At 60.8% G+C, this 22,862-nt stretch carries 10 protein-coding genes; 5 read left to right on the top strand and 5 right to left on the bottom strand.

From position 1 onward, the window contains the following. Nucleotides 1–54: 54 nt before the first annotated feature. Nucleotides 55–2,256, top strand: a complete 2,202-nt coding sequence (locus GTQ41_RS07670; RefSeq protein WP_047292427.1) for a patatin-like phospholipase family protein — start codon at nucleotides 55–57, stop codon at nucleotides 2,254–2,256. 141 nt (nucleotides 2,257–2,397) lie between these two features. On the opposite strand, the gene GTQ41_RS07665 is transcribed toward GTQ41_RS07670, so the two are convergent. The 3 genes from GTQ41_RS07665 to recQ all read right to left on the bottom strand — a co-directional run bounded on the left by GTQ41_RS07665 (nucleotide 2,398) and on the right by recQ (nucleotide 6,998). Further along, on the bottom strand, nucleotides 2,398–4,173 hold the full coding sequence (locus GTQ41_RS07665; RefSeq protein WP_047292425.1) for a FimV/HubP family polar landmark protein: 1,776 nt from the start codon (nucleotides 4,171–4,173) through the stop codon (nucleotides 2,398–2,400). A gap of 127 nt (nucleotides 4,174–4,300) precedes the next feature. Beyond that, a complete protein-coding gene (locus tag GTQ41_RS07660) occupies nucleotides 4,301–4,735 on the bottom strand; it encodes a MarR family transcriptional regulator (protein WP_016984207.1) in 435 nt (144 codons plus the stop codon). A 133-nt stretch (nucleotides 4,736–4,868) separates the two neighbouring features. Then, nucleotides 4,869–6,998 carry a DNA helicase RecQ gene (gene recQ / locus GTQ41_RS07655; protein ID WP_047292421.1) on the bottom strand — a complete coding sequence of 710 codons (2,130 nt, stop codon included), beginning with the start codon at nucleotides 6,996–6,998 and terminating at the stop codon, nucleotides 4,869–4,871. Nucleotides 6,999–7,387: 389 nt separating this feature from the next. Here recQ and GTQ41_RS07650 point away from each other — a divergent pair, with 389 nt between their 5' ends. From GTQ41_RS07650 to GTQ41_RS07640, 3 genes are all read left to right on the top strand, one after another. After that, a complete protein-coding gene (locus GTQ41_RS07650; RefSeq protein WP_025110580.1) occupies nucleotides 7,388–7,975 on the top strand; it encodes a YecA family protein in 588 nt (195 codons plus the stop codon). Nucleotides 7,976–7,985: 10 nt separating this feature from the next. Continuing rightward, nucleotides 7,986–8,381, top strand: coding sequence for a YbaN family protein (locus GTQ41_RS07645; protein ID WP_047292418.1), 396 nt, complete (start codon nucleotides 7,986–7,988; stop codon nucleotides 8,379–8,381). Between the two features lie 252 nt (nucleotides 8,382–8,633). Continuing rightward, nucleotides 8,634–11,402: a hypothetical protein gene (locus tag GTQ41_RS07640; RefSeq protein WP_155416798.1), complete on the top strand. Its 2,769-nt coding sequence runs from the start codon at nucleotides 8,634–8,636 to the stop codon at nucleotides 11,400–11,402. Between the two features lie 178 nt (nucleotides 11,403–11,580). Here the strand turns inward: GTQ41_RS07640 and GTQ41_RS07635 are convergent, their stop codons facing one another. Next, nucleotides 11,581–11,868 carry a type I secretion C-terminal target domain-containing protein gene (locus GTQ41_RS07635; RefSeq protein ID WP_217325477.1) on the bottom strand — a complete coding sequence of 96 codons (288 nt, stop codon included), beginning with the start codon at nucleotides 11,866–11,868 and terminating at the stop codon, nucleotides 11,581–11,583. Nucleotides 11,869–12,257: 389 nt separating this feature from the next. Between GTQ41_RS07635 and GTQ41_RS07630 the strand changes: the two genes are divergently transcribed. After that, on the top strand, nucleotides 12,258–14,144 hold the full coding sequence (locus GTQ41_RS07630) for a hypothetical protein (RefSeq protein ID WP_047297517.1): 1,887 nt from the start codon (nucleotides 12,258–12,260) through the stop codon (nucleotides 14,142–14,144). A 92-nt stretch (nucleotides 14,145–14,236) separates the two neighbouring features. Here the strand turns inward: GTQ41_RS07630 and GTQ41_RS07625 are convergent, their stop codons facing one another. Then, complete coding sequence (locus GTQ41_RS07625; RefSeq protein WP_217325476.1) at nucleotides 14,237–22,846, bottom strand: retention module-containing protein; 8,610 nt, start codon at nucleotides 22,844–22,846, stop codon at nucleotides 14,237–14,239. Nucleotides 22,847–22,862 lie beyond the last annotated feature (16 nt).

The raw sequence follows: 22,862 nt of genomic DNA, 5'->3' as shown, positions 1-22,862 counted from the left end.
AGACAGAGGGCGCCGCTATAATAGCCGGCTTTATCGCTTGCCCCGAGACTCACCATGTGCCGTTTGCTGTTCTGCCTGTTGCTTGGCTTTCTGCCGTTCTTTATTGATGTCAGCGTGCATGCCACCGAAGCCCCCCGCCCGAAAGTCGGCCTGGTGCTGTCCGGTGGTGCTGCCCGTGGTCTGGCGCACATTGGCGTGCTCAAGGCCCTTGAGGAGCAAGGCATCAAGATCGATGCAATTGCCGGCACCAGCATGGGCGCGGTGGTCGGTGGCCTGTATGCCTCGGGCTACAAGATCGATGAGCTGGAAAAACTCGCGTTGAACATCGACTGGCAACAGGCGCTGTCCGATGCCCCGCCCCGGGAAGACGTGCCGTTTCGCCGCAAACAGGACGACCGCGACTTTCTGGTGAAACAGCAACTGAGTTTTCGTGATGACGGCAGCCTCGGCCTGCCGCTGGGGGTGATTCAGGGCCAGAACCTGGCGCTGATGCTGGAAAGCCTGCTGGCGCATACCAGCGACACCCGCGACTTCGACAAGCTGCCAATCCCGTTCCGCGCGGTCGCCACCGACATCGCCAACGGCGAAAAAGTGGTGTTCCGCAAAGGTCACTTGCCGCAGGTAATCCGCGCCAGCATGTCGATCCCGGCGGTGTTCGCCCCGGTCGAACTGGACGGCCGGCTGCTGGTGGACGGCGGCATGACCGATAACATCCCGCTCGACGTAGCGCGGGAGATGGGCGTCGACGTGGCAATCGTGGTCGACATCGGCACGCCACTGCGCAACCGCAAGCAACTCGCCACCGTGGTTGATGTGCTGAACCAGTCGATCACCCTGATGACCCGGCGCAATTCCGAAGAACAACTGGCCGCCCTCAAACCCGGCGATGTGCTGATCCAGCCAGCGCTGGCGGCGTTTGGCGTCACCGACTTCGGCAAGGCCCAGGAGATGATCGATGCCGGTTACCGCGCCACGCGGATTCTCGACGCCCGCCTCGCTCAGCTCAAACCCCACGAATCTCAAGACGCCGAACTCAATGCGGCTCGCGCCCCGGGCCAGCGCACGCCGATCATTACCGCGATCAAGGTCGAGAACAATTCGAAAGTCGGTGACGACGTGATCCGCTACTACATTCGCCAGCCCATCGGTGAACCATTGGATCTCGGTCGACTGCATTCGGACATGGGCACGCTGTACGGCCTCGATTACTTCGAACAGGTGCAGTACCGCGTGGTGCACAAGGGCGCTGATCACACGCTGGTGATCAGCGCCCGAGGCAAACGCAGCGGTACCGATTACCTGCGGGTCGGCCTAAACCTGTCGGACGACATGCGCGGCGCCAGCGCTTTCAACCTCGGCGCCAGCTATCGGATCAACGGCATCAACCGTCTCGGCGCGGAATGGCTGACCCGGGCGCAGATCGGCGACAAACAGGAGCTGTACACCGAGTTCTATCAACCGCTGGATGTCGGCTCGCGCTACTTCATCGCGCCCTCTCTGGTGTTCCAGGCGCAGAACGTCGACGCCGTGCTCGACAACGATCCGATCGCCCAATACCGGGTCGAACGCTACGGTATGGCCCTGAATGTCGGACGGCAGATCGGCAACAACGGCGAAGTGCGTTTCGGCGTCGGCGAAGCCTGGGGCAAGGCCGACGTGCGCATTGGAGATCAGGACCTGCCGAGCGAACACTTCAACGAGGGCTTCTACTCGCTGAAGTATTCGTTCGACTCGCTGGACAACGTTTACTACCCCCACGACGGCAAAGACATCAGCCTGACCTTGCTGCAATTCGAACCAAGCCTGGGTTCGGACACCCGTTACCGCCAGTGGGAGTTCAAGCTGGACAAGGCCATGAGTCGCGGTCCGGATACGCTGATTCTCGGTGGACGCTATGGACGTACGCTGGATGACACCAACGTGGTGACCTCAAGCTTCCTGCTCGGCGGCGCACGGCAGTTGTCGGGTTTTCGCGAGGACTCGATCTCCGGGCAAAACGTCAGCCTGATGCGCGCGGTGTATTACCGCCGGTTGACCCCGCGTTCGTACCTGCCACTGGACTTCCCGTTGTATGCCGGCGCCTCGCTGGAACGCGGCCGGGCGTGGAACAACGACAACGAATTCGACAGTGGCTACATCAATGCCGCCAGTGTGTTCATCGGTTTCGATACGCCGTTGGGACCGTTGAATTTCACCTATGGCTTGAATGATGCGAATGAACAGGCGGTTTATCTGAATCTGGGGCAGACGTTCTGATCATTCAGGTGGATTGATGTTGCCAGCCCTGAGGCCTTCGCGAGCAAGCTCGCTCCCACAATGGAGCGCATTCCAACTGTGGGAGCGAGCTTGCTCGCGAAGGTGAAAGTCCAGTCACTGCACAATTGCGGTGACTCAACATCAGCGAATACCCGCGAGTAACGTCCGCGCCGTTTGCTTGAGAGGCTCGTCCCCTTCCTTGAGCAACTCATTAAGCAGCGCAATGGCGCTGTCGATATCCCCGTCATCAATACAGGTTTGCGCCTGTTCAAGCTTCACCGAAGCGACAGCAGGTTCCGGCTCCTGCAGTGTCAGTGGCTCCAGCGCCAGTGATGGCGGCGGGTCACCAAATTCATTGAGAAAGTCATCATCCAGTGGCTGCGCGTCAGGTTCGGGAATCCACTCCAGCTCCGCCTCGTCACTCGCGGCGACCTCGGGCAACTCGAAGTCCACCGGCAGCACTTCAAGGCTTGAGTCCGACGCGGGGGCGCCCGCGGATGGCTGATCTGCGGCCGTCCGACTGTCTTCAAGATCCCAACTTGAAGCCATCGACAGCTCCCCCAGGTTCAATTCGAAATCGTCCTCAGGCGCCGGTGGTGCTGGCGCAATCGGTGCTGCAGCGATGACAGGCAACACCGGTGTGATCGCTGCAACACGGGTGAGCTTTGGATGACGCGCCCGGATTGCCTCCAGTTGCAGAGGATCGACTCCTGCCCCGCGCAATTGGTTTTCCTGTTGCTCAAAAGCGGCACTGTCGCCCTGACGTCCCAACACTTCAAGCAATTGCACGCCCAGATCGGTGCGTTCCGGCTCTTTGTCCAAGGCATCGCGCAACAGCCCGACGGCCTCGTTCAGGCGTCCGTAGGCCAGGTAAATTCCCACCGCCTCCAGCACATCTCCCGCCGCCGGCTCTTCACGATGCTCGGGTGTTGCACCGAGGCCTATCGAGGGCGCAGTGGATCTGTCGTCCAGATCCGGCTCGTGACCGGTCGGGGCAAGCGCCAGCGGCGCTGCATTTTCGGCCAGTTGCCGGCGACGGCGCACGAACAGCCCGCCCGCCAGCAGGCCCAACAACAGCAGCAAGCCGCCGAACAGCGGCCAGTTGAGATCATTGTCCTCGACTGGCAGCGCGGCGGGTGCTGGCGCTGGGGTTGGCGGCGTAATCACCGGTGCCGGAGGCTTTTGCAATTCAGTCAAACGCGTTTGCAGATCACTGACCTGTTTTTTACCGTCGGCAATCTGCACATCCTGCGCCTGCAGTTTGACGTTGAGTTCGTCCACCGTCTTTTGCAGTTGCTGATTGAGCAATACGCTGGTCGCCAATTGCTCCGCGAGGGCATCGCTGGCGGGCGAAGCCGCCGCTGGAGATGTCGGCGCCGAGGACGGTGCATCGCGTTTGCCCTGGGCTGCCTGAGGCGCCGCGGTGGCAGGCTCGACGGCGGGAAATTCAGAGGATTGCGGATGGGGATCGGGTTCATCCGTGGCCGGTACGATACTGGGCGATCCAGGCGGATCGATCAGCACCGTATACTCGCGCAGCAGGCGGCCATTGGGCTGATCGAGCTGCAGCAGAAAATTCAGAAAGGGTTCCTTGACCGGCTTGCGCGAGGTCACCCGGATCATCTGACGATTGCCATGCAGGATCGGGGTGAACTTGAGGTCATTGAGGAAGAACACCCGTTCCACCCCGGCCCGGCCGAATTCATCTGCCGAAGCCAGGCTGGCCGAGAGATCGCTGGCACTCAAGCCAGCGGCATCCACCAGCGCAATGTCGGCCTTGAATGGCTGATTGAGACCCGAGTGAACCGTGATGTCTCCCAGGCCCAGTGCCATCGACCAGGCCGAATAGCTGAAAACGCCAGCGACCAGCAGCCATTTGGCGCCACTGCGCAGTACCACGTGCCGACTTGCGTGCATGAGCATCCCTTAGATAAGCAAAACCGGTTTCTATGCGTTCGCACATCCGGTACGAACACGATATTGCCCAGTAGTTCTTATAGTCTGCTCAGCGCGATCTCTCAAAAAACCGGCACGCGGTTATGCCTCAAGATTTTTCCAGGTTGCCCAGAATGTGCCCGTGAACCCGCATGCACACCTTCAAATCCGCCTCGTCGACGCCTTCGAACAATTCATGGCGCAGTTGCGTGGCAATGGTTTCGATTTGTTCGATCAGCGGCAGCGCAGGTGCGCAGAGCACGATTTTTTTCGCCCGGCGGTCTTCCATCACCGACTGGCGTTGCACCAGGCCCTGGCTTTCCAGACTGTCGAGCAAACGCGCGAGGGTCGGCCCCTCGACGCCGACACTTTGCGCCAGCTCGCGTTGGGTCGGCGCCTCTTCGAAACGCGCCAGATGCAGCAGCACCAGCCAGCGCGCCTGGGACAATCCCAGCCCCGCCAGTCGGCGATCCAGTTCGGCGCGCCAGCCACGGGACATCTGGGCCAATTGCATGCCAAAGCGGTGTTGATCGGTTAACGGCATAAAACACTCATGAGTAGACTGACAAATAGAGAAAAACTAATTATTAGTCAGCTAAGCATGACATTTGGCTATAGGCAAGAGCCGACCTGTACTGAATCGTTACAACTGCCTGACGGTTGGCGCAAACGCCCTCTTACATTTCAAACTCAGATTGCAACGCAGCCCTGACGCAGTAAAGAACGCCTTCCGGAACCCGACCGGCGAACAGCTCGGCCACTTCGGCGACCGACGGCAACTCGCCTTCGCCGTCGAGGAACGCATCCTGCACCTCGCCCATCAGTTCTTCAGGCAGGTCGAGCGCCTGCTCCAGCGACAATTGCTGCTTGCCAATGGCCTCGGCGAGCATGGTGTAGACGTTCTTTTCCGAGCACTGCAACTGCCCGGCGATCTGCATCGGGGTCATGCCGGCGCGGGCCAGGGTGATCAGTTCGTGGCGCACGTCGGCCACCGCTTTCGGCGCTTCGGCTTCGCCGCCAAGCACTTCGAGGAAGGCCTCGCCGTAACGCTCCAGCTTGCGCGCACCCACGCCGCTGACCCGCGCCATGTCGGCCAGCGAGGTTGGCTGGCTGCGGAGCATTTCCAGCAGCGTCGAGTCGGGGAAGATGACGTACGGTGGCACACCATGCTCTTCGGCGAGTTTGCGCCGCAGCGCACGCAGGGCTTCCCACTGTTCGCGCTCTTCGCCGCGCACCAGTTGGCTGGCCGGGCTCTTGCTGGCGGTCTTGGCGGTGACCTGCGGCTTGAGGTCGCGGCGCAGTTCCAGCGTCACCTCGCCCTTGAGCAATGGCCGACAGGTGTCGCTCAGGCGCAAACCGCCATAGCCCTCGTGATCGACGTCGGCCAGACCACGCGCCACCAACTGACGAAACAGCGAGCGCCATTCGCTTTCGCTCAGCGCCTTGCCGACGCCATACACCGACAGATGCTGATGACCGAAGCTGCGGACCTTTTCGTTATCCTTGCCCAGCAACACGTCCACCAGATGGCCGACGCCATAGCGCTGGCCGGTGCGATAGATCGCCGACAGCGCCTGACGCGCCGGCTCGGTGGCGTCCCAGGTCTGCACGCCGTCGACGCAGTTGTCGCAGTGGCCGCACGGCTCGGGCATGTCTTCGTCGAAATAGGCCAGCAACGTCTGCCGGCGGCAGCGGGTTTCTTCGCAGAGCGAAAGCATGGCGTCGAGCTTGTGCTGCTCCAGGCGCTTGTGGCGCTCGTCGCCTTCGGAGTTCTGCAGCATCTGCTTGAGCATCACCACATCTTGCAGACCGTAGGCCATCCACGCATCCGCCGGCAGGCCATCACGACCGCCGCGCCCGGTTTCCTGATAGTAGGCCTCAAGGGATTTGGGCAGGTCGAGGTGCGCGACGAAGCGCACGTTGGGCTTGTCGATGCCCATGCCGAACGCCACGGTGGCGACCATGATCAGGCCCTCCTCGTTGAGGAAGCGTTTCTGGTGGTAGGCGCGCAAATCGTTGGGCAGACCGGCGTGATACGGCAGCGCCGGGAAGCCCTGCTCGGTGAGGAACGCGGCGACTTCCTCGACCTTTTTGCGCGACAGGCAGTAGACGATGCCGGCATCGCTGCGGCGCTCGGCAAGGAACGCCAGCAACTGCTTGCGCGGCTGCTCCTTGGGCACGATGCGGTAGAAGATGTTCGGCCGGTCGAAACTCGACAGAAAGCGCTCGGCGTTCTGCAGGTGCAGGCGGGTGACGATTTCTTCGCGGGTGCGCTTGTCGGCCGTGGCGGTCAGGGCGATGCGCGGCACATCGGGGAACATTTCCGCCAACTGGCCCAGTTGCAGGTATTCCGGGCGGAAGTCATGACCCCATTGCGATACGCAATGCGCCTCGTCGATGGCAAACAGCGCAATGTTCAGCCCTTGCAGGAACGACAGCATGCGCGGCTGTACCAGACGTTCCGGCGCCAGATAGAGCATCTTCACTTCGCCACGCTTGATTCGCGCCGCCAGATCGCGCTGCTGTTCGGCGCTCAGCGTGGAGTTCAGTGCAGCAGCGGCCACGCCCAGCTCTTCGAGGGTGGCGACCTGATCGTCCATCAGGGCGATCAACGGCGACACCACCACCGCCAGGCCTTCGCGCAGTAGCGCCGGTACCTGGAAGCACAGGGATTTGCCGCCACCGGTAGGCATCAGCACCAGCGCATCACCGCCGCTGGCCACGCGCTCAATGATCGCACCCTGGCGGCCACGGAAACTGTCGTAGCCGAAGATGTCCTTGAGGACGCGTTGAGCCTGTTCGAGCATAAAAACTCCAAAAATCTACCGAAACATCCCTGCACAGGCTGGTTCAGGACAGCCAAGGCTGCTTAAACAAAACGTAAGAGCGCATTGCAATGACAGCCGCGCGACAAGCAGGGAGCGCAAAACGCGGCAGTATACCCGAGCCCTTCCCGACGAGGGGTGCCGCTGAGTAGAGTCATTCCTGCCCCCCTCTGCAGGAGCTGCCGAAGGCTGCGATCTTTTGATCTTGATCTTGAAAAAACAAAATCAAAGGATCGCAGCCTTCGGCAGCTCCTACAGGAATCCTCGGTGGATCTGCGGGCCATGGCAGGGCAAATCTGCCATGCGGCTGGCTTGAGCGCGCAAGAAGGCCTAGAATTCCCGCATTGTTTATTCCCCAAGGTAGCCCCGTAATGTCCTTCGCTGAGCAACTGACCCGCCTGCAAGTCTTCCTCGACGCCGACGAGCTGCACGAAGAGGCGCTGGATTACGTGGCCGCCCACGGTTACCTGACCGCCCTGTCGATCTGTGCAGAAGATGTACCGGAGCGTGAGTGGATCGACGCCCTGTTCGCCGAAGAGCCGCATTACAGCAGCGACGCACAGCGCGAAGAGATCGAAGCCACGCTGATCGGCCTCAAGGCACACATCGCCCGCCAACTGGCGTCCGACGAAGAATTCGAGCTGCCGTGCGATCTGGATCTGGGCGACGAGCCGGACGACTCCGAACTGCGCGGCTGGTGCATCGGTTTCATGGAAGGTGTGTTCCTGCGCGAAGCGGCCTGGTTCGAAACCGCTGAAGAAGAAGTCAGCGAAATGCTCCTGCCGATCATGGTCGGTTCGGGTCTGTTCGACGAGCAGCCAGAGTTCGAAGACATCGCCAAGGACGCCAACCTGATGGACGACATGATCGTGCAGATCCCGGAAGCCCTGACCGCGCTGTATCTGCTGTGCCAGGCCCCGGACGAAAAACCGGCGATCCTCAAGCCACGCCATCACTAAGATCCGGCCTATGGACAACCCCATAGGCAACCGCCCCCTGATGTTGCGCTACTTGCTGCTGGCCATCGGCTGGATCAGCGTGGTATTGGGGGTGATCGGGATTTTCCTGCCCGTGCTGCCCACCACTCCCTTCCTTCTGCTCGCAGCGGCCTGCTTCGCGCGCAGCTCTCCACGTTTCTATCAATGGCTGGTCGAGCATCCAAAGCTTGGGCCATGGATCCGCGACTACCTCGATGGCAATGGCATTCCGCTCAAGGGCAAGGTCTACGCGATCGGCCTGATGTGGCCGAGCATTCTGTTCTCGTGCTATCTGGTGCCACTGCCATGGGCGCGGGGGTTCATGCTGACCAGTGCGGTGCTGGTGACGGTCTATATCCTGCGGCAGAAAACCCTGCACAAACCTTGATTCCCACTGTAGGAGCTGCCGAAGGCTGCGATCTTTTGATCTTGTTGTTTAAAAATCAAAGATCGCAGCCTTCGGCAGCTTCTACAGGGGGACGGCGTTCGCGCAGGATTTTGTTGTTTAGCCCGAAGCTCTGTGACCGCTCGTCTTAAACCTGCCCGCACCTGTCAGATCTGACAGTAGGCAGCCGCCTCCACCTGATGTGAGATGAGTCAGGTCCGTCTGGACAGACTTCTTTCACTCAAGGTACGCGCCATGGATATCCAGTCATCAACTCTGAATCAGTTATTCGTGTTGTACCCGTTGATCATCCAAGGCTCGATAACACCGGTCAAACCCGATGGCATCGCTGACGTGGGAGTGTCCAGAGCGCTTGTAACCGCCGATCCAAGTGGGCTTGAAGTATTGATTGACCCTTGGGTCGAACTGCAAATGCTTGCCTCGACCAAGGCCGCCCATGATCGAGTCGACGTCTACGTTGACGGCGAAAAAACCCCCGCGGGCAAGACCATTGCTCCAGGTGAAGAAAATCAACGCCTCTCGCTGTACATACCATCCGATTTTTTCAACCAAGGGGTCAATACGGTTAACTACGTCGTCACGCGCGTGGGTGGGAATGTTGAAGAATCAAGAAAATTAACCGTGCTGTACAACCTGCGTCCTTCGACGAGTCTGGTATTGACGATTCCACCCGACGTCGTCACCCATGGCGTGAGTGCCGATCGGGCTGCGCAGGGCGTTGTGTTCACGTTCACTTACACTAACCGCCGGTCATTTGATCGTATCGAGTTTAAGTTGGGCGATACCATTTTCAGATTCAACGTCCCGGATGCCCCGGCTCCGATCACCCTGACGCTGTTCACGGCAGACTTCGAAAAGGCAGGCGACGGCCCCGATGCGGTCGCCGAGTTCTACGTCATCGATCAGTTGGGCAATCGCGCACGATCTTCTGAACAAATCATAGACATACACCTCAGCCGCCTTGATCTGCGCGCCCCGACCGTCATCGGTCAGTCCGGCAACAACTTCAGCCCGACCCAGCCGCAAATCCGCGTGATGATCCCCACAGGCTTGTTGCCCAGCGACTTGGTTTTCGTGAATTGGACCGGTTCGACAGCCGCCGCAGACGGCTCCTACACCAGCCCGCAACGACTGGTCAGTGCCGGCCTGGAAATCGCGGTGCCGCGCTCAGTGCTGGCCTTCTCCCTGAACAGCCCCATCACCGTGGACTACACCGTTATCCGCAACGGCGTATCCACCACATCACCGCCGTTGAAACTGAACATTCTTCCGCTACCCGCATCGGCCCTGATTCCTCCAAAAATCATCGACGCCGACGCAAACAACGTGCTCGACGTCAACGCACTCGGCACTAAAGACGCGACCATCCACGGCTTGCTCTGGACGCTGATCGACGTCGGTCAGCACGTATGGCTGCGGCTGGAAGGCAAGAAAGCCGACGGCAGCGCGCACAACCTGACGGTCTGGAATGGCGGCGGCAATTACGTCAACGCGACGTGGCTGAACCAAGGGTTCTGGCCACGGACATTCGCCAACAGCTTCCTCAAGCAACTTGGCCACAATACTCCCCTGACCCTCCACTTCCTGGTAGCGCTGGATAAGAGCAACATCAAAGACAACGCGGTGGTGTTTCCACTTCGCACCTACACCATCCGATCGGTCGCCCTGGTGGCACCGACAATCACTTCGGTGAAGGACTTGAGCGGCTGGGAAATTCCCGACAACGGCTACACCGTGCATAAGGAAGCGACCGTCAGCGGCACGGCGCCCGCCGGTCAGGAGGTGGAGGTTTTCGTCGGCAGCCTTGCCAAAGGCAAGGCCAAGGCCGCAACGAACGGCGCATGGAGCCTCCCGCTCACCGGCCTCACGCAGGACGTGCCGCTCAGCATCAAAGCCGTCGGCCAATATGCAACCAATCCGTCATCGAACGTGAGAAAACTCACCGTCGTGTACGGCCAAAGACCGGCCATTACCGCCGCGCATGACGCCAGCGGCGTTGTGATTGCCAATGGCGGCACGACCTCCGATACCAGCGTCACACTGTCGGGCACGGCCAATGCATTTCTTGAAGTCGAAATCTTCGATGGCACCACGTCCAAAGGCAAGGTCAAGGCAGACGGCAGTGGTAAATGGAGATTCACACTCACGGGTCTGACCCGAGCCAGTCACGGATTCACGGCAAAAGCGCTGTACGGGTCGAGTACTGTTTCGCCAGTGTGGACGGTGATCGTAGGGCAGGAGGTGGCGCCGACGATTACTTCGGTAAAAGGCACGATCAATACCAGCGAGATTGCCAACGGTGCGTCTACCTATGAGAAAAAAATCGTCTTGACCGGTGCAGCGAGCCCCAATGCGCTGGTCGAAATTTACGACGGCAGTGTCCGCAAGGGACAGATCAAGGTGAACGCTTCGGGAGTGTGGACGCAGACAGTTTCCGAACTCATCGCCGGCCTGCACAGTTTCACCGTAAAAGCCGTGTATGGCTCGGGCGCCGTTTCGGCGCAGAGGAAACTGACGGTGCAAGTCGTGCTTTCGGAGAACTTCGATAGTTATCCATCCCGAACCATAACGGCTGGCGGACAGATTACTTTGCCCAGCATGACAATTGCATTTTCCGGAGGAAGTGGAAGCCTCGGGATCACCGCTCTTTCGAGTATCAAGCCAACTCACGGAGGACCATTCAGCGCCATAGCCAACAGAAGTTCGGGGCAGATTCTTGAAATGCACGTGGACGCTTCGGGTACCTCGCAAGACATGCGCATAAACTTCAACTGGGGTTATTCCGCTGTCAGTTGCTATTGCAGGTTCGCCCAGTTCAGCGACATTTCAGTCTATTTTTACAACCAGACAAATCAGCAAATACAGCATGAATATCTTTTGAACCAGGCCGAGCCGCAATTGGTGTCATGCACGTCCAGTGAAAACAACATCTGGAGCATGCGGATCGTCACAAAAAGAATGGACCTGATCGCCTTTGACTTTTTCACCATGCAGCGACGGTAAAGATGGAGTGCGACCACGGGAGCAAGACGACTACCGCTCCCTGCCACTCGTCCAGAATGTTCACGGGTGGACAATCTGGCGGTGCAATTGCCCGATATCCAGGCTGTGATGTTTCAAACAGAAAAAACCCGCCGTCCCGATCAACCGGGGCGGCGGGTTTTGTCGTTTCAGACCCTGATCACACCGTGTCCACCTTCAGCGAATGATCATTGAGCATGCCGCTGATGATCGTCGCCGTGTCGTGCCCGCCGGCCACCACGCCGCCCGCTCCCGGGGTCACGCCGTAGTGGCTGGCGAGGTTGACGCCGGCCAGGTCGATGAAGTGCAGGTAGTCGTCGAGCGACGCGGTGGTGCCGTTTTCACCTTGCAGCAGTTGCGACAGGTCGAGCTTATCGGTGCCGGGGGGTGAAGTCGGTGATGGTGTCGTGGCCGCTGTTGCCCTTGAGGTACTGGAAGGTGTCCGCACCGCAAAAGGGGACGCATTTATTTTTCATCCCAACCCAAAGCCCGTGCTTTCCTTAATACCGGGAGTGCGGGTTTTGTCATTTCAACGCCTTCGAAATTAGCTAAACGTGTTCAAGGACATATCCGCAAAACCACACAACCTTGCGCCTTTAACTGCGCATTCGCCCGAATCCGCCGACTTGTGTTCCTTGGGGACGGGTTTTAGTCCTGTCAATGTGCCAGACGGGCTGGCATTGTCGGGCCGCCGCCCCGGAAGAAGCCGCTCTCACCAGCCAACCACTCGTCCTGAAACCCGTTCACCTGTCAGATCTGACAGGTGACGACCCTCTCCGCTCACGGTGTAATGAAGTCCTCCCGTAGAGGGTTCTCAACGCACGTCAGGAGAGCAGCATGAGCATAAATGTCAACTCGGCAGAGACTAAGGCCTTGCTTAGGTTGTTCCCCATGGCCATTCCGGGAGCAGAGCAAAAGGTATTTCCGCCTGGGGTCTACCATCTCGGTGTTCCCCTGAGCCTTCATTCACCGACCACCGCGCTGTTCATGGTGATCGACCCAGTCACGACACTGGCCACCACGCTGCAAGCAAATGACTCCGTTAGGTTGTGGGTCAACGGCCTGGCGACCTCTGTGATCAAGATCATCAAACCGGGCGAGGAGAACGACCCCATCGACATGGAACTGCCGTGGGGCGGGCTGGTGGATGGCGGCAACACCCTGTTTTATCGGGTAACCCGACCCAGCGGCAACTTCGACGATTCCACCCCGGTACTCAACGTGCTGTTCAACAACCCGGCCTCCGGCATCACGGCCAGCCATCCGGCCAGTGTAGCCCCGGGGCAGCCTGCCACGTTCACGTTAACTCGCAACTACCCACGCGAATATGACGTGGTGACGCTGACCGTGGGGAGGTGGAGCAAAACCATTCCCTACGCCCACCCTGCCAACCCGATCAGCTACACCCTGAGCAGTGCCGATCTGCAGCAGATCGGTGACGGCACCCATCCGGTAAGCGCCACGGTGGTCGATCAGTTGAGCAACAGCAATGTGTCACCGACGACGTCCATTGTGATCAACGCCAATCAGCGCGTCCTGAACCCGCCGATCATCGTGGAAGCCGAACCGGGCAAGACGCTTGACGTGGTGGCGCTGAAGGGCAGAGACGCCACGATTCACGGCCAGTCATGGACGGCCATCGCGTCGGGGCAGCAGGTGTGGCTCAAACTGACAGGCCGCAATCGTGCCGGGGTAGCCGTCACCTTGCAGATCTGGAATGGCGGTGCCAGCCGGGTGAATGCGACCTGGGTCAGCCAGGGTTTCTGGCCCAAGCCCTTGCCAGCCAGCTTTCTGTCCCAATTGGCGGACGGCTCCGGTTTGCTGATGGAGTTCTGGGTGTCGGAGGACAAGAGCGGAAACTTAGCGACGGCGACGAAGTTCCCGGACCAGGTTTACACCGTCCGGGCGATTGCGCCGGTGGCACCCACCATTACCTCGGTGAAAGCCGATTCCGCCACCGGCCCGGAAGTGCCCGATGGTGCTTCCACCACTGCCACGACGTTCGTGCTAACGGGCAAAGGAACGGCCAGTCAGAAGATCGTACTGCGCGACAATGGTGCCGTGACAGCCAGCATCAACGTAGGCGCCACGGGTGACTGGAGCCATACGCTCTCCGGGCAGGAACTTGGCGACCATGCTTTTACAGTCGAGCCGGCTGATGCTTCGTTCCCGGCCTCCCAGGCGAGAACACTTTCACGGGTGCACGCGACCGACTTTCAGGACGACTCTTACAATGGCTGGGTCCCTTTCACAGGTGCCCGCTCCGGATTCATCCGCGTACATTCGGGCGTCAAGGCGTTCTTCAACTTCACGGACATAAACCCTGCTACAGGCTACGCGGGAGCCGTGTTCTACCAGGACTTCATACTGTCCCCCGGCACTTACATACTGAGCATGAAGGCGACTCACGTTCCCGATTCTCCTGCGCCCAATCTGGTCAATCCACTCCTGTCGATCTCCACCAGTTTGCCCAATGGCCCGCAAGTCGCTTATGAGTTACCGAAGAACGGGGTCTGGTATGACTTCTCGATGCCATTCACCGTCCCCGTTCGCCAGCTCATCAGGCTTTATATCGTCAATCATCAGGACTACGGCATCGGCAACGATTTCGGCATACGCGGCATCGGCCTGAAGAAACAGGGGGCAAGCTTGAGCGGGGTGATGGAATCGCTCAACACACTGCCGCCCTACACAGGTCTGTTGGCGAAAGTTGTATTGCCCTGAGCGAGGCGCGGCAAACGGAGGCTTCATTCGACAAGTGTAAAAACCCGCCGCTCCCCAACCGGAACGGCGGGTTTTGTCGTTTCAGACCTCAGTCAAACTGTATCCACCTTCAACGAATGATCATTGAGCATGCCGCTGATGATCGTCGCCGTGTCGTGCCCGCCGGCCACCACGCCGCCCGCCCCCGGGGTCACGCCGTAGTGGCTGGCGAGGTTGACGCCGGCCAGGTCGATGGTCTGGTTCGGCGTGGCGCCGGCCAGGGCGCTGACGTCGATGCTGGTAAGCACCGACGCGCCGCTGCCGGTGACGGTGAAGTGCAGGTAGTCGTCCAGCGACGCCGTGGTACCGTTTTCACCTTGCAGCAGTTGCGACAGATCGAGCTTGTCGGTGCCGGGGGTGAAGTCGGTGATGGTGTCGTGGCCAGTGTTGCCCTTGAGGTACTGGAAGGTGTCCGCTCCCGCTCCACCGGTCAGGGTGTTGTTGCCCATGCCGCCGATCAGCAGGTCATCGCCACCACCACCGTTGAGGATGTCGTTGCCCAGCCCGCCGTTGATCACGTTGTTATTGTTGTCGCCGGTCAGGGTGTCGTTGAAGTTCGAGCCGACGAGGTTTTCGATGTTGCTGATCGTGTCAGTGCCGGCGCCGATGGTGTTTTGCGCACCGAGCAGGCCGAGGTTGACCGTAACCCCGGCGGTGGCGTGGGCATAGCTGACCGTGTCGATGCCGGTGCCGCCGTCGAGAATGTCGTTGCCCGGGCCGCTGTAGAGCAGGTCGTTGCCCGCACCGCCGTGCATCTCGTTGTTGCCGGACCCGGCGGTCAGTACGTCGTTGCCGTCACCGCCATTGAGGAGGTTGTTGCCGCTGCCCGCCACCAGAATGTCATCCCCGGCAGTGCCGGTGAGGGTGTGGCCATCCTGATAAGTGATGCTGACGCTGGCCGTGTCGCTGCCGCCATGGTTGTCGTTGGCGGTGTAGGTGCCGTTGAAGTCCGGCGTCACGTCGTGGGCGCCGGCGTAATTGACTGTCATGGTCAGTTGATAGTTTTCCGCTGCATTGGGGTTGCCGCCGCTGGTGTTGCTGATGTTGGTCACGTGGATCTGGTAGGTACCATCGGCGTTGGCGGTGATGGTGTCGCCGTCGGCGATGCTGACGAACGCGCCGCCGTTGACCGAGTACTCCATGGTGACGTGGCCAGCCGCGAGGTTGTGATCCAGGTTGAGGGTTTCGCCCTGCTTCAGTTTGACGGTGATCAGGTCTTCATCGTTGGCATTGGCGTTGGTCACCGCACCGAGGTAACCACTGACCACCAGCACCGCGGTCATCGCGGCGGTGTTCGCCGCGAACGCGTTACGCACGTCGGCCAGGTTCTGGTTGGCCGCCGTGTTGCTGGTGCCGTTGAACGTGATCGCGCCGGTACCGGTGAAGTCCGCGCCCTTGGCCACCCAACCGGTGTTGAAGCTGGTTGGCGAGGCGTTGAGCGTGTCGCCGTCCGGGTCGGTGTCGTTGGCCAGCAACAGTTCGCCCGGCACCGTGACGCTGCTCGACAGCACGTTGGTGATGACGTGGTCGTCCACCGCCACCGGTGGCGAATTGGGGATCACTTTCACGGTCAGCGTCGAGCTGGCGAGGTCGCCGTCATTGTCGCTGAGGGTGAAACCGATGTTCTCGGTGATCACCGTGGTCGTGGTTTTCTGCGAGGTGTAGCTGTAGTCGCCGGTATCGAGGTTGATCACCAGCGTGCCGCTGTTGTTGGTAGCAATGCTGATCGTGTTGTTCACGGTGTTGAACGTGCCGTGGTTGGTGCCGCCGCTTGCGGTCAGCGAACCCTGACCGCTGTTGGCGCGCGGGTCATAGGTGTAGGTGGTGCCGTCGACCACGATGGATTTGATGAAGCCGCCATCGGCGCCGAACGTACCGCCCTCGCCTAGCAGCGAGCCAGTGACCGGCGCGCCTTCGACAGTGCCCGACAGCACCGAGTTGAGCTGATTGAGGTCGGTGACCACCACTGCGTTGGTGTTGGTGTGGCTGATGCCGTCATAGGCCAGCGGGTCGAGGTTGGCGTTGCTCACGCCGCTGCCCAGGCCGATCGCATAGTTCTTGATGTTGTTGGCATCGAGGAAGTTTTTCAGCGCGGTCTCGTCGGCGGTGCCGATTTCCTGGCCGGTGGTCGGTTTGCCGTCGGAGAAGAAGTAACCGACGTTCTGCGCCCCGGTGAGTTTGCCCGAAGTATTGAAGGCGGTTTGCATCATCGCCACCGCCGCATCGTAGTTGGTGCCGCCGCCCGCCGTGAGGCCGGCGAGAATCGATTTGGCGGTCGCTACGTCAACCCACACCGAGGTCCTGTCGGTGGCGCTGCTGCTGAAGGTGACGAGCTGCACCTTGACGTCGCCGAGGTCGTCATATTTGTCGAGCAAGGCACTGATCGCCTGTTTCGCCAGATCCAGCCGCGACAGGCCCGGCACGCCGGACGGGTCGACCATGCTGCCGGAAATATCGAGGACGATCAGCAGATTGGAATCGATCTCCACCGCCGCCACCGAGCGGTCCGACGCCACGGCTTTGGGCACGTCATCGACGATGTTGACCACGATTGTGCTGGTGGTGCTGTTGCCCAGCGCATCGGTGGCTTTGTAGGTGAAACTTTCGCTCAGGGTGTTGGCGCCGTCGTTGGCGTTTGGCGTGGTTTTCGGTGCCGAGGTCAGGGTGTAGGTGTAAGTGCCGTCGGCGTTGAGCTGGATCTGCCCGTAGGTGCCGGTGGCGCTGCCGACCAGGCTGTAGGTGATCGCCCCGCTGCCGCCGGTGACCGCACCGACCAGCGTACCGGTGGCGGTTTCGCCGGTGTTGCTCGGGTCGCTACCGGTGACCGTGCCGGGGGCCAGGTCCTGGCCGTCCTTGGTCAGGTCGAGGGCTTTTTCATAGACCGTCACGTCCTGATCGACCGAGGCCACCAGTTTGCTGTCAGCGACGTTAATGGTGAGGGTGGTGGTGCTTTCGTCGCCGTCACCGTCGCGGATGGTGTAGGTGAACGTGTCGGTGGCGCCCGGTGGGCTGACCGAGTTCGGGTTGCTGTGGTAAATGGCGTTGCCCGCCGCGTCCAGCGTCAGGTAGCCGTAAGTGCCGATGATGTTGCTGTTGAGGCCGCCGATCGCCGAGCTTGAAGTGTCGCCGCCGGCGCGCACGCCAACCACAGCACCACCCGCCGCTGCGCCGTCCGCACCGGTGACATCATTGCCCAACACGCTGACATTCACCGTACCGCCCTCCACCACCGAGCCGGTGTCGGCCTTGGCGGTCGGCAGATCATCGATGATGTTGACGTTGATCTGGCCGCTGGCGGTGCTGCCGTCGATGTCAGTCGCGACCACGTTGAAGTTTTCGGTGAGGCTGTTGGCGCCGTTGCCGGTCGGATGATTTTCGTTATCCACCAGGGTGTAGCTGTAACTGACCACGCCGGTCGCCGGGTTGTAACCGGTGACGGTGAACGTACTGCCCAGCGGCGACACCACCGATTGCGGGAAGCCTGCGGCGACCCCGTTGGTCACGACGGCAATGCCACCGACAGTGAGGGTTTGCAGGCCATCCAGGGCCGTGACGGTGAACGTACCGCTCTGTGTCAGCGCCGGGGTGTCAGGGCTGGTGCCGTCACTGAGGTTTTTCTCGTAGACGGTGAGTTCGCCGCCATTGACGTCGAGGCCGTTGAGCACCACCGGATCGTCGTTGTTGTGGATGTTCAGCACCAGGTTGGCGGTGCTGGTATCGCCGTCGGCATCGGTGAGCGTGTAGGTGAATGTCTCGGTGCCGTTTCCACCGCCGTGCAGCGCCTTGAAAGCGGCGTCAGCCGGGTTAAGCGTGTAGGTGTAAGTGCCGTTGGCATTGAGCACCAGCGTGCCGTAAGTCCCGGTGAACGTACCGGCAGTGATCGGCCCGGCATTCGGTCCGATGGCGACCACGTCCGCGCCTTGCACGTCGTTAGTCAGCACGTTGCCGGTCAGGGTCAGCTGGGTTTCCGAGGCACTGGTGGCGTTGCTGTCGTTGAGGGCTTTGGGCACGTCATCGACGATGCTGACGACGATGGTGCTGGTGACCACATTGCCCAGCGAATCGGTGGCCTGATAGGTGAAGGTTTCAGTCAGGGTATTGGCCCCGTCGTCGGCATGCGGTGTGGTGGTCGCGGGCGAGGTCAGGGTGTAGGTGTAAGTGCCGTTGGGGTTGAGCACGATCTGCCCGTAGTTGCCGGTGGCACTGCCGACCAGCGCATAGCTGATGGCGCCGACCGCACCGGTGACCGAACCGACCAGTGTGCCGGAGGCGGTTTCGCCCGTATTGGTCGGGTCGCTGCCGGTGACCGTACCCGGGGCCAGATCGGCGCCGTCCTTGGTCAGGTCGAGGGCTTTTTCGTAGACGGTGACGTCGGTGTCGCTGGTCGCATACAGCTTGCTGTTGGCGACATCGATGGTGATGGTGGTGGTGCTTTCATCGCCATCGGAATCGCGCACGGTGTAGGTGAACACATCCACCGCACCGGGGCCGTTCACGGCATTGGGGTTGCTGTGATAGACCGCGTTGCCGTTGGCGTCCAGCGTCAGGTAACCGTAGGTGCCATTGATGTTGCTGTTGAGGCCGCCAATGGCCGAGGTCGAGGTGTCGGAGCCGGCGCGCACACCGACCACCGCGCCGGTCACCGCCGGGCCGTCGGCGCCGCCGATGTCATTGTCGAGCACGTTGCCGCTGACGGTGCCGCCCTCCGCCACCGAGGCGGAATCGGCGTGCGCGCTCGGCAGATCATCAATGATGTTGACGTTGATCTGGCCGCTGGCGGTGCTGCCGTCAGTGTCAGTCGCCACCACGTTGAAGTTCTCGGTGATGCTGTTGGCGCCATTGCCGTTCGGATGGGTTTCGTTATCGACCAGGGTGTAGCTGTAGCTGACCACGCCGGTCGCCGGGTTGTAGCCGGTGATGGTCAGCGTGCTGCCCAACGGCGTGACGGTTGATTGCGGGAAACCTGCGGCCACACCACCGGTGACGACGTTGATGCCGCCCACGGTCAGGGTTTGCAGACCGTCGAGCGCGGTCACGGTGAAGGTACCGCTCTGAGTCAGCGCCGATGCATCGGGACTGGTGCCGTCGCTGAGGTTTTTCTCATAGACCGTGAGTTCGCCACCATTCACGTCGAGACCGTTGAGGATCACCGGATCGTCGTTGTTGTGGATCTGCAGGACGAGGTTGGCGGTGCTGGTATCGCCGTCGGAATCAGTGAGGGTGTAGGTGAAATTTTCGGTGCCGTTGCCGCCACCGTGCAGGTTTTTGAAGTCGGCGTCGGTCGGATTGAGCGTGTAGGTGTAAGTGCCGTCGGTGTGCAGTTCCAGGGTGCCATAGGTGCCGGTGAAGGTACCGGCGGTGACGGGGCCGGTGGGTACGCGGTCAGCGCCTTGAACGTCGTTGGTGAGGACGTTGCCGGTGAGAGTCAGATTGGTTTCTGACGCGGTGTTGGCGTTGGAATCGTTCACCGCTTTGGGCAGGTCATCGATCACGTTCACATCGAGGGTTGCATTGGCAGTCGTACCGTTGTCGTCCACGACGGTGACGGCGAATTGCTCGGGCAGGTTGTTGGCGCCGTTGGCGGTTGGGTGGGCTTCGTTATCGACCAGGGTGTAGCTGTAGCTGACAACTCCGGTCGTTGCGTTGAAACCGGTGATGGTCAGGGTGCTGCCGAGCGGTGTGGTGACCGATTGCGGGAAGCCGGCTGCCACGCCGTTGGTGACCACGGCGATACCACCGACAGTCAGGGTGGTGACGCCGTCCAAAGCGGTAATCGTGAACGTGCCGCTCTGAGTCAGTGCATTAGCGTCCGGCGCGCTGCCGGTGCTGAGGTTTTTCTCGTAAACCGTCAGCTCGCCACCGTTTACGTCGAGACCGCTGATGACCACCGGATCGTCGTTGTTGTGAATCTGCAGCACCAGATTCGCGGTGCTGGTGTCACCGTCAGAATCGGTGATGGTGTAGGTGAAGGTTTCGGTGCCGTTACCGCCGCCGTGCAGGTTTTTGAAGTCGGCATCGGTCGGGTTGAGCGTGTAGGTGTAAGTGCCGTCGGTGTGCAGTTCCAGGGTGCCGTAGGTACCGGTGAAGGTACCGGCGGTGACGGGGCCGGTGGGTACGCGGTCAGCGCCTTGAACGTCGTTGGTCAGGACGTTGCCAGTCAGGGTCAGATTGGTTTCTGACGCGGTATTGGCGTTGGAATCGTTCACCGCTTTGGGCAGGTCGTCGATCACGTTCACATCGAGGGTTGCATTGGCAGTGGTGCCGTTGTCATCGACCACGGTGACGGCGAATTGCTCGGGCAGATTGTTGGCGCCGTTGGCGATTGGGTGGGCGTCGTTGTGGTCGAGGGTGTAGCTGTAACTCACCACCCCCGTAGTCGCGTTGAAACCGGTGATGGTCAGCGTGCTACCGAGCGGCGTGGTGACCGATTGCGGGAAGCCTGCGGCCACACCGTTGGTGACCACGGCGATACCGCCGACAGTCAGCGTGGTGACGCCGTCCAAAGCGGTAATGGTGAAGGTGCCGCTTTGGGTCAGTGCATTAGCGTCCGGCGCGCTGCCGGTGCTGAGGTTTTTCTCGTAAACCGTCAGCTCGCCGCCCTCGGCGTTCAAACCATTGATCAGCACCGGATCGTCGTTGTTGTGGATCTGCAGCACCAGATTCGCGGTGCTGGTGTCGCCGTCCGAGTCGGTGATGGTGTAGGTGAAGGTTTCGGTTCCATTACCGCCGCCGTGCAGGTTTTTGAAGTCGGTATCGGTCGGGTTGAGCGTGTAGGTGTAGGTACCGTCGGTGTGCAGTTCCAAAGTGCCGTAGGTGCCGGTGAAGGTACCGGCGGTGACGGGGCCGGTGGGTACGCGGTCAGCGCCTTGAACGTCGTTGGTGAGGACGTTGCCGGTCAGCGTGAGCGTGGTTTCCGACGCCGTGCCCGTGTTGCTGTCATCAAGCGCTTTGGGCAGGTCATCGATCACGTTCACATCGAGGGTTGCATTGGCAGTCGTACCGTTGTCGTCCACCACGGTGACGGCGAATTGCTCAGGCAGGTTGTTGGCGCCGTTGGCGGTTGGGTGGGCTTCGTTATCGACCAGGGTGTAGCTGTAGCTGACAACTCCGGTCGTTGCGTTGAACCCGGTGATGGTCAACGTGCTGCCGAGCGGCGTGGTGACCGATTGCGGGAAGCCGGCTGCCACGCCGTTGGTGACCACGGCGATACCACCGACAGTCAGGGTGGTGACGCCGTCCAAAGCGCTAATCGTGAACGTGCCGCTCTGAGTCAGTGCATTAGCGTCCGGCGCGCTGCCGGTGCTGAGGTTTTTCTCGTAAACCGTCAGCTCGCCGCCCTCAGCGTTCAGGCCATTGATCAGCACCGGATCGTCGTTGTTGTGAATCTGCAAAACCAGATTCGCCGTACTGGTATCGCCGTCCGAGTCGGTGATGGTGTAGGTAAACGTCTCTGTGCCGTTGCCGCCACCGTGCAGCGCTTTGAAATCTGCGTCGCCGGTGTTCAGGGTGTAGGTGTACGTGCCATTGGCATTCAACACCAGCGTACCGAAAGTGCCGGTGAAGGTACCGGCAGTGACCGGCCCGGTGGGCACGCGATCGGCACCTTGCACGTCGTTGGTCAGCACGTTGCCGGTCAGGGTCAGCAGGGTTTCCGACGCGGTATTGGCGTTGCTGTCGCTCACCGCTCTGGGCACGTCATCGATGATGTTGACGTCGAGCGAGCCGGTGGCAATGTCGCCATTGCTGTCACCGGCGGTCACGGTGAAATGTTCGCTGAGGCTGTTGGCGCCGTCACCGGCCGGATGGGCGTCATTGCCGTTGAGGGTGTAGCTGTAACTGACGACCCCGGTCGCAGCGTTGTAACCGGTGATGGTCAGGGTGTTGCCCAGTTGCGTGGTGATCGACTGCGGGAAACCCGCCGCCACGCCGCCACTGATCACGCTGATGCCGCCAATGTTCAGACTGCTCAAGCCGTCCGGCGCCGACACCGTGAAGCTGCCGCTCTGAGTCAGCGCGCCGGGGTTGGCCGAGGAGCCGTCGGGCAGGTTGGCTTCGTTGAGGGTCAGCTCGCCCCCCGGCACCGCGAGGCCACTGAGGGTCACCAGATTGTTGACCGGCGGCGGCACGATCGGCGTGTTGTCGCCATTGTCGATCACCGCGTTATGCCGCTCTTCGGGAAACTCGGGAATGCCATTGAAACCGGCGGTCGGGAAGCCGATCACCGGATCCACTCGTCCACCGACTTCAGTCAGCAACACAAAGCTGTGACCACCGCCCGCCTCGCCCGGCACGCCAGTCGGCGCGTTCGGGCCCGCAGCGGTGGCTTCAGCGGCTTTGGTCGGGTCCTCACCGGCAGCGATGGCTTTCTGAATCTGCTCGACATCGGTCAGTTGCGCTTCGCTCGGCGTCAGCGCTTCAGGGGAATCAATGTGCACCGCCTGATTGGCCAGTAGTTGCCCGGACAGGGTCATGCTGCTGTCGCGACCCAGGGTCAGTTCGTGGCCATTTTGCAAATGAATGGCGACAGCGCCTTCTGCGCCGGTGATCACTTGATCACCGGCAAACAAGCGGTCGCCCTCGACCAGCGCGCGGCGAGTGCCGTCGGTGCCTTGAGCAAACACCTGACCAATGACTTTAGTGACGATCCCGATGAGCGTTGCCATGTGAAACTCCTCCGCT

The sequence above is a fragment of the Pseudomonas sp. AN-B15 genome, assembly GCF_019056475.1.
GTDB lineage: Bacteria > Pseudomonadota > Gammaproteobacteria > Pseudomonadales > Pseudomonadaceae > Aquipseudomonas > Aquipseudomonas parakoreensis.
This window is presented reverse-complemented; position numbering and strand designations above follow the sequence as displayed.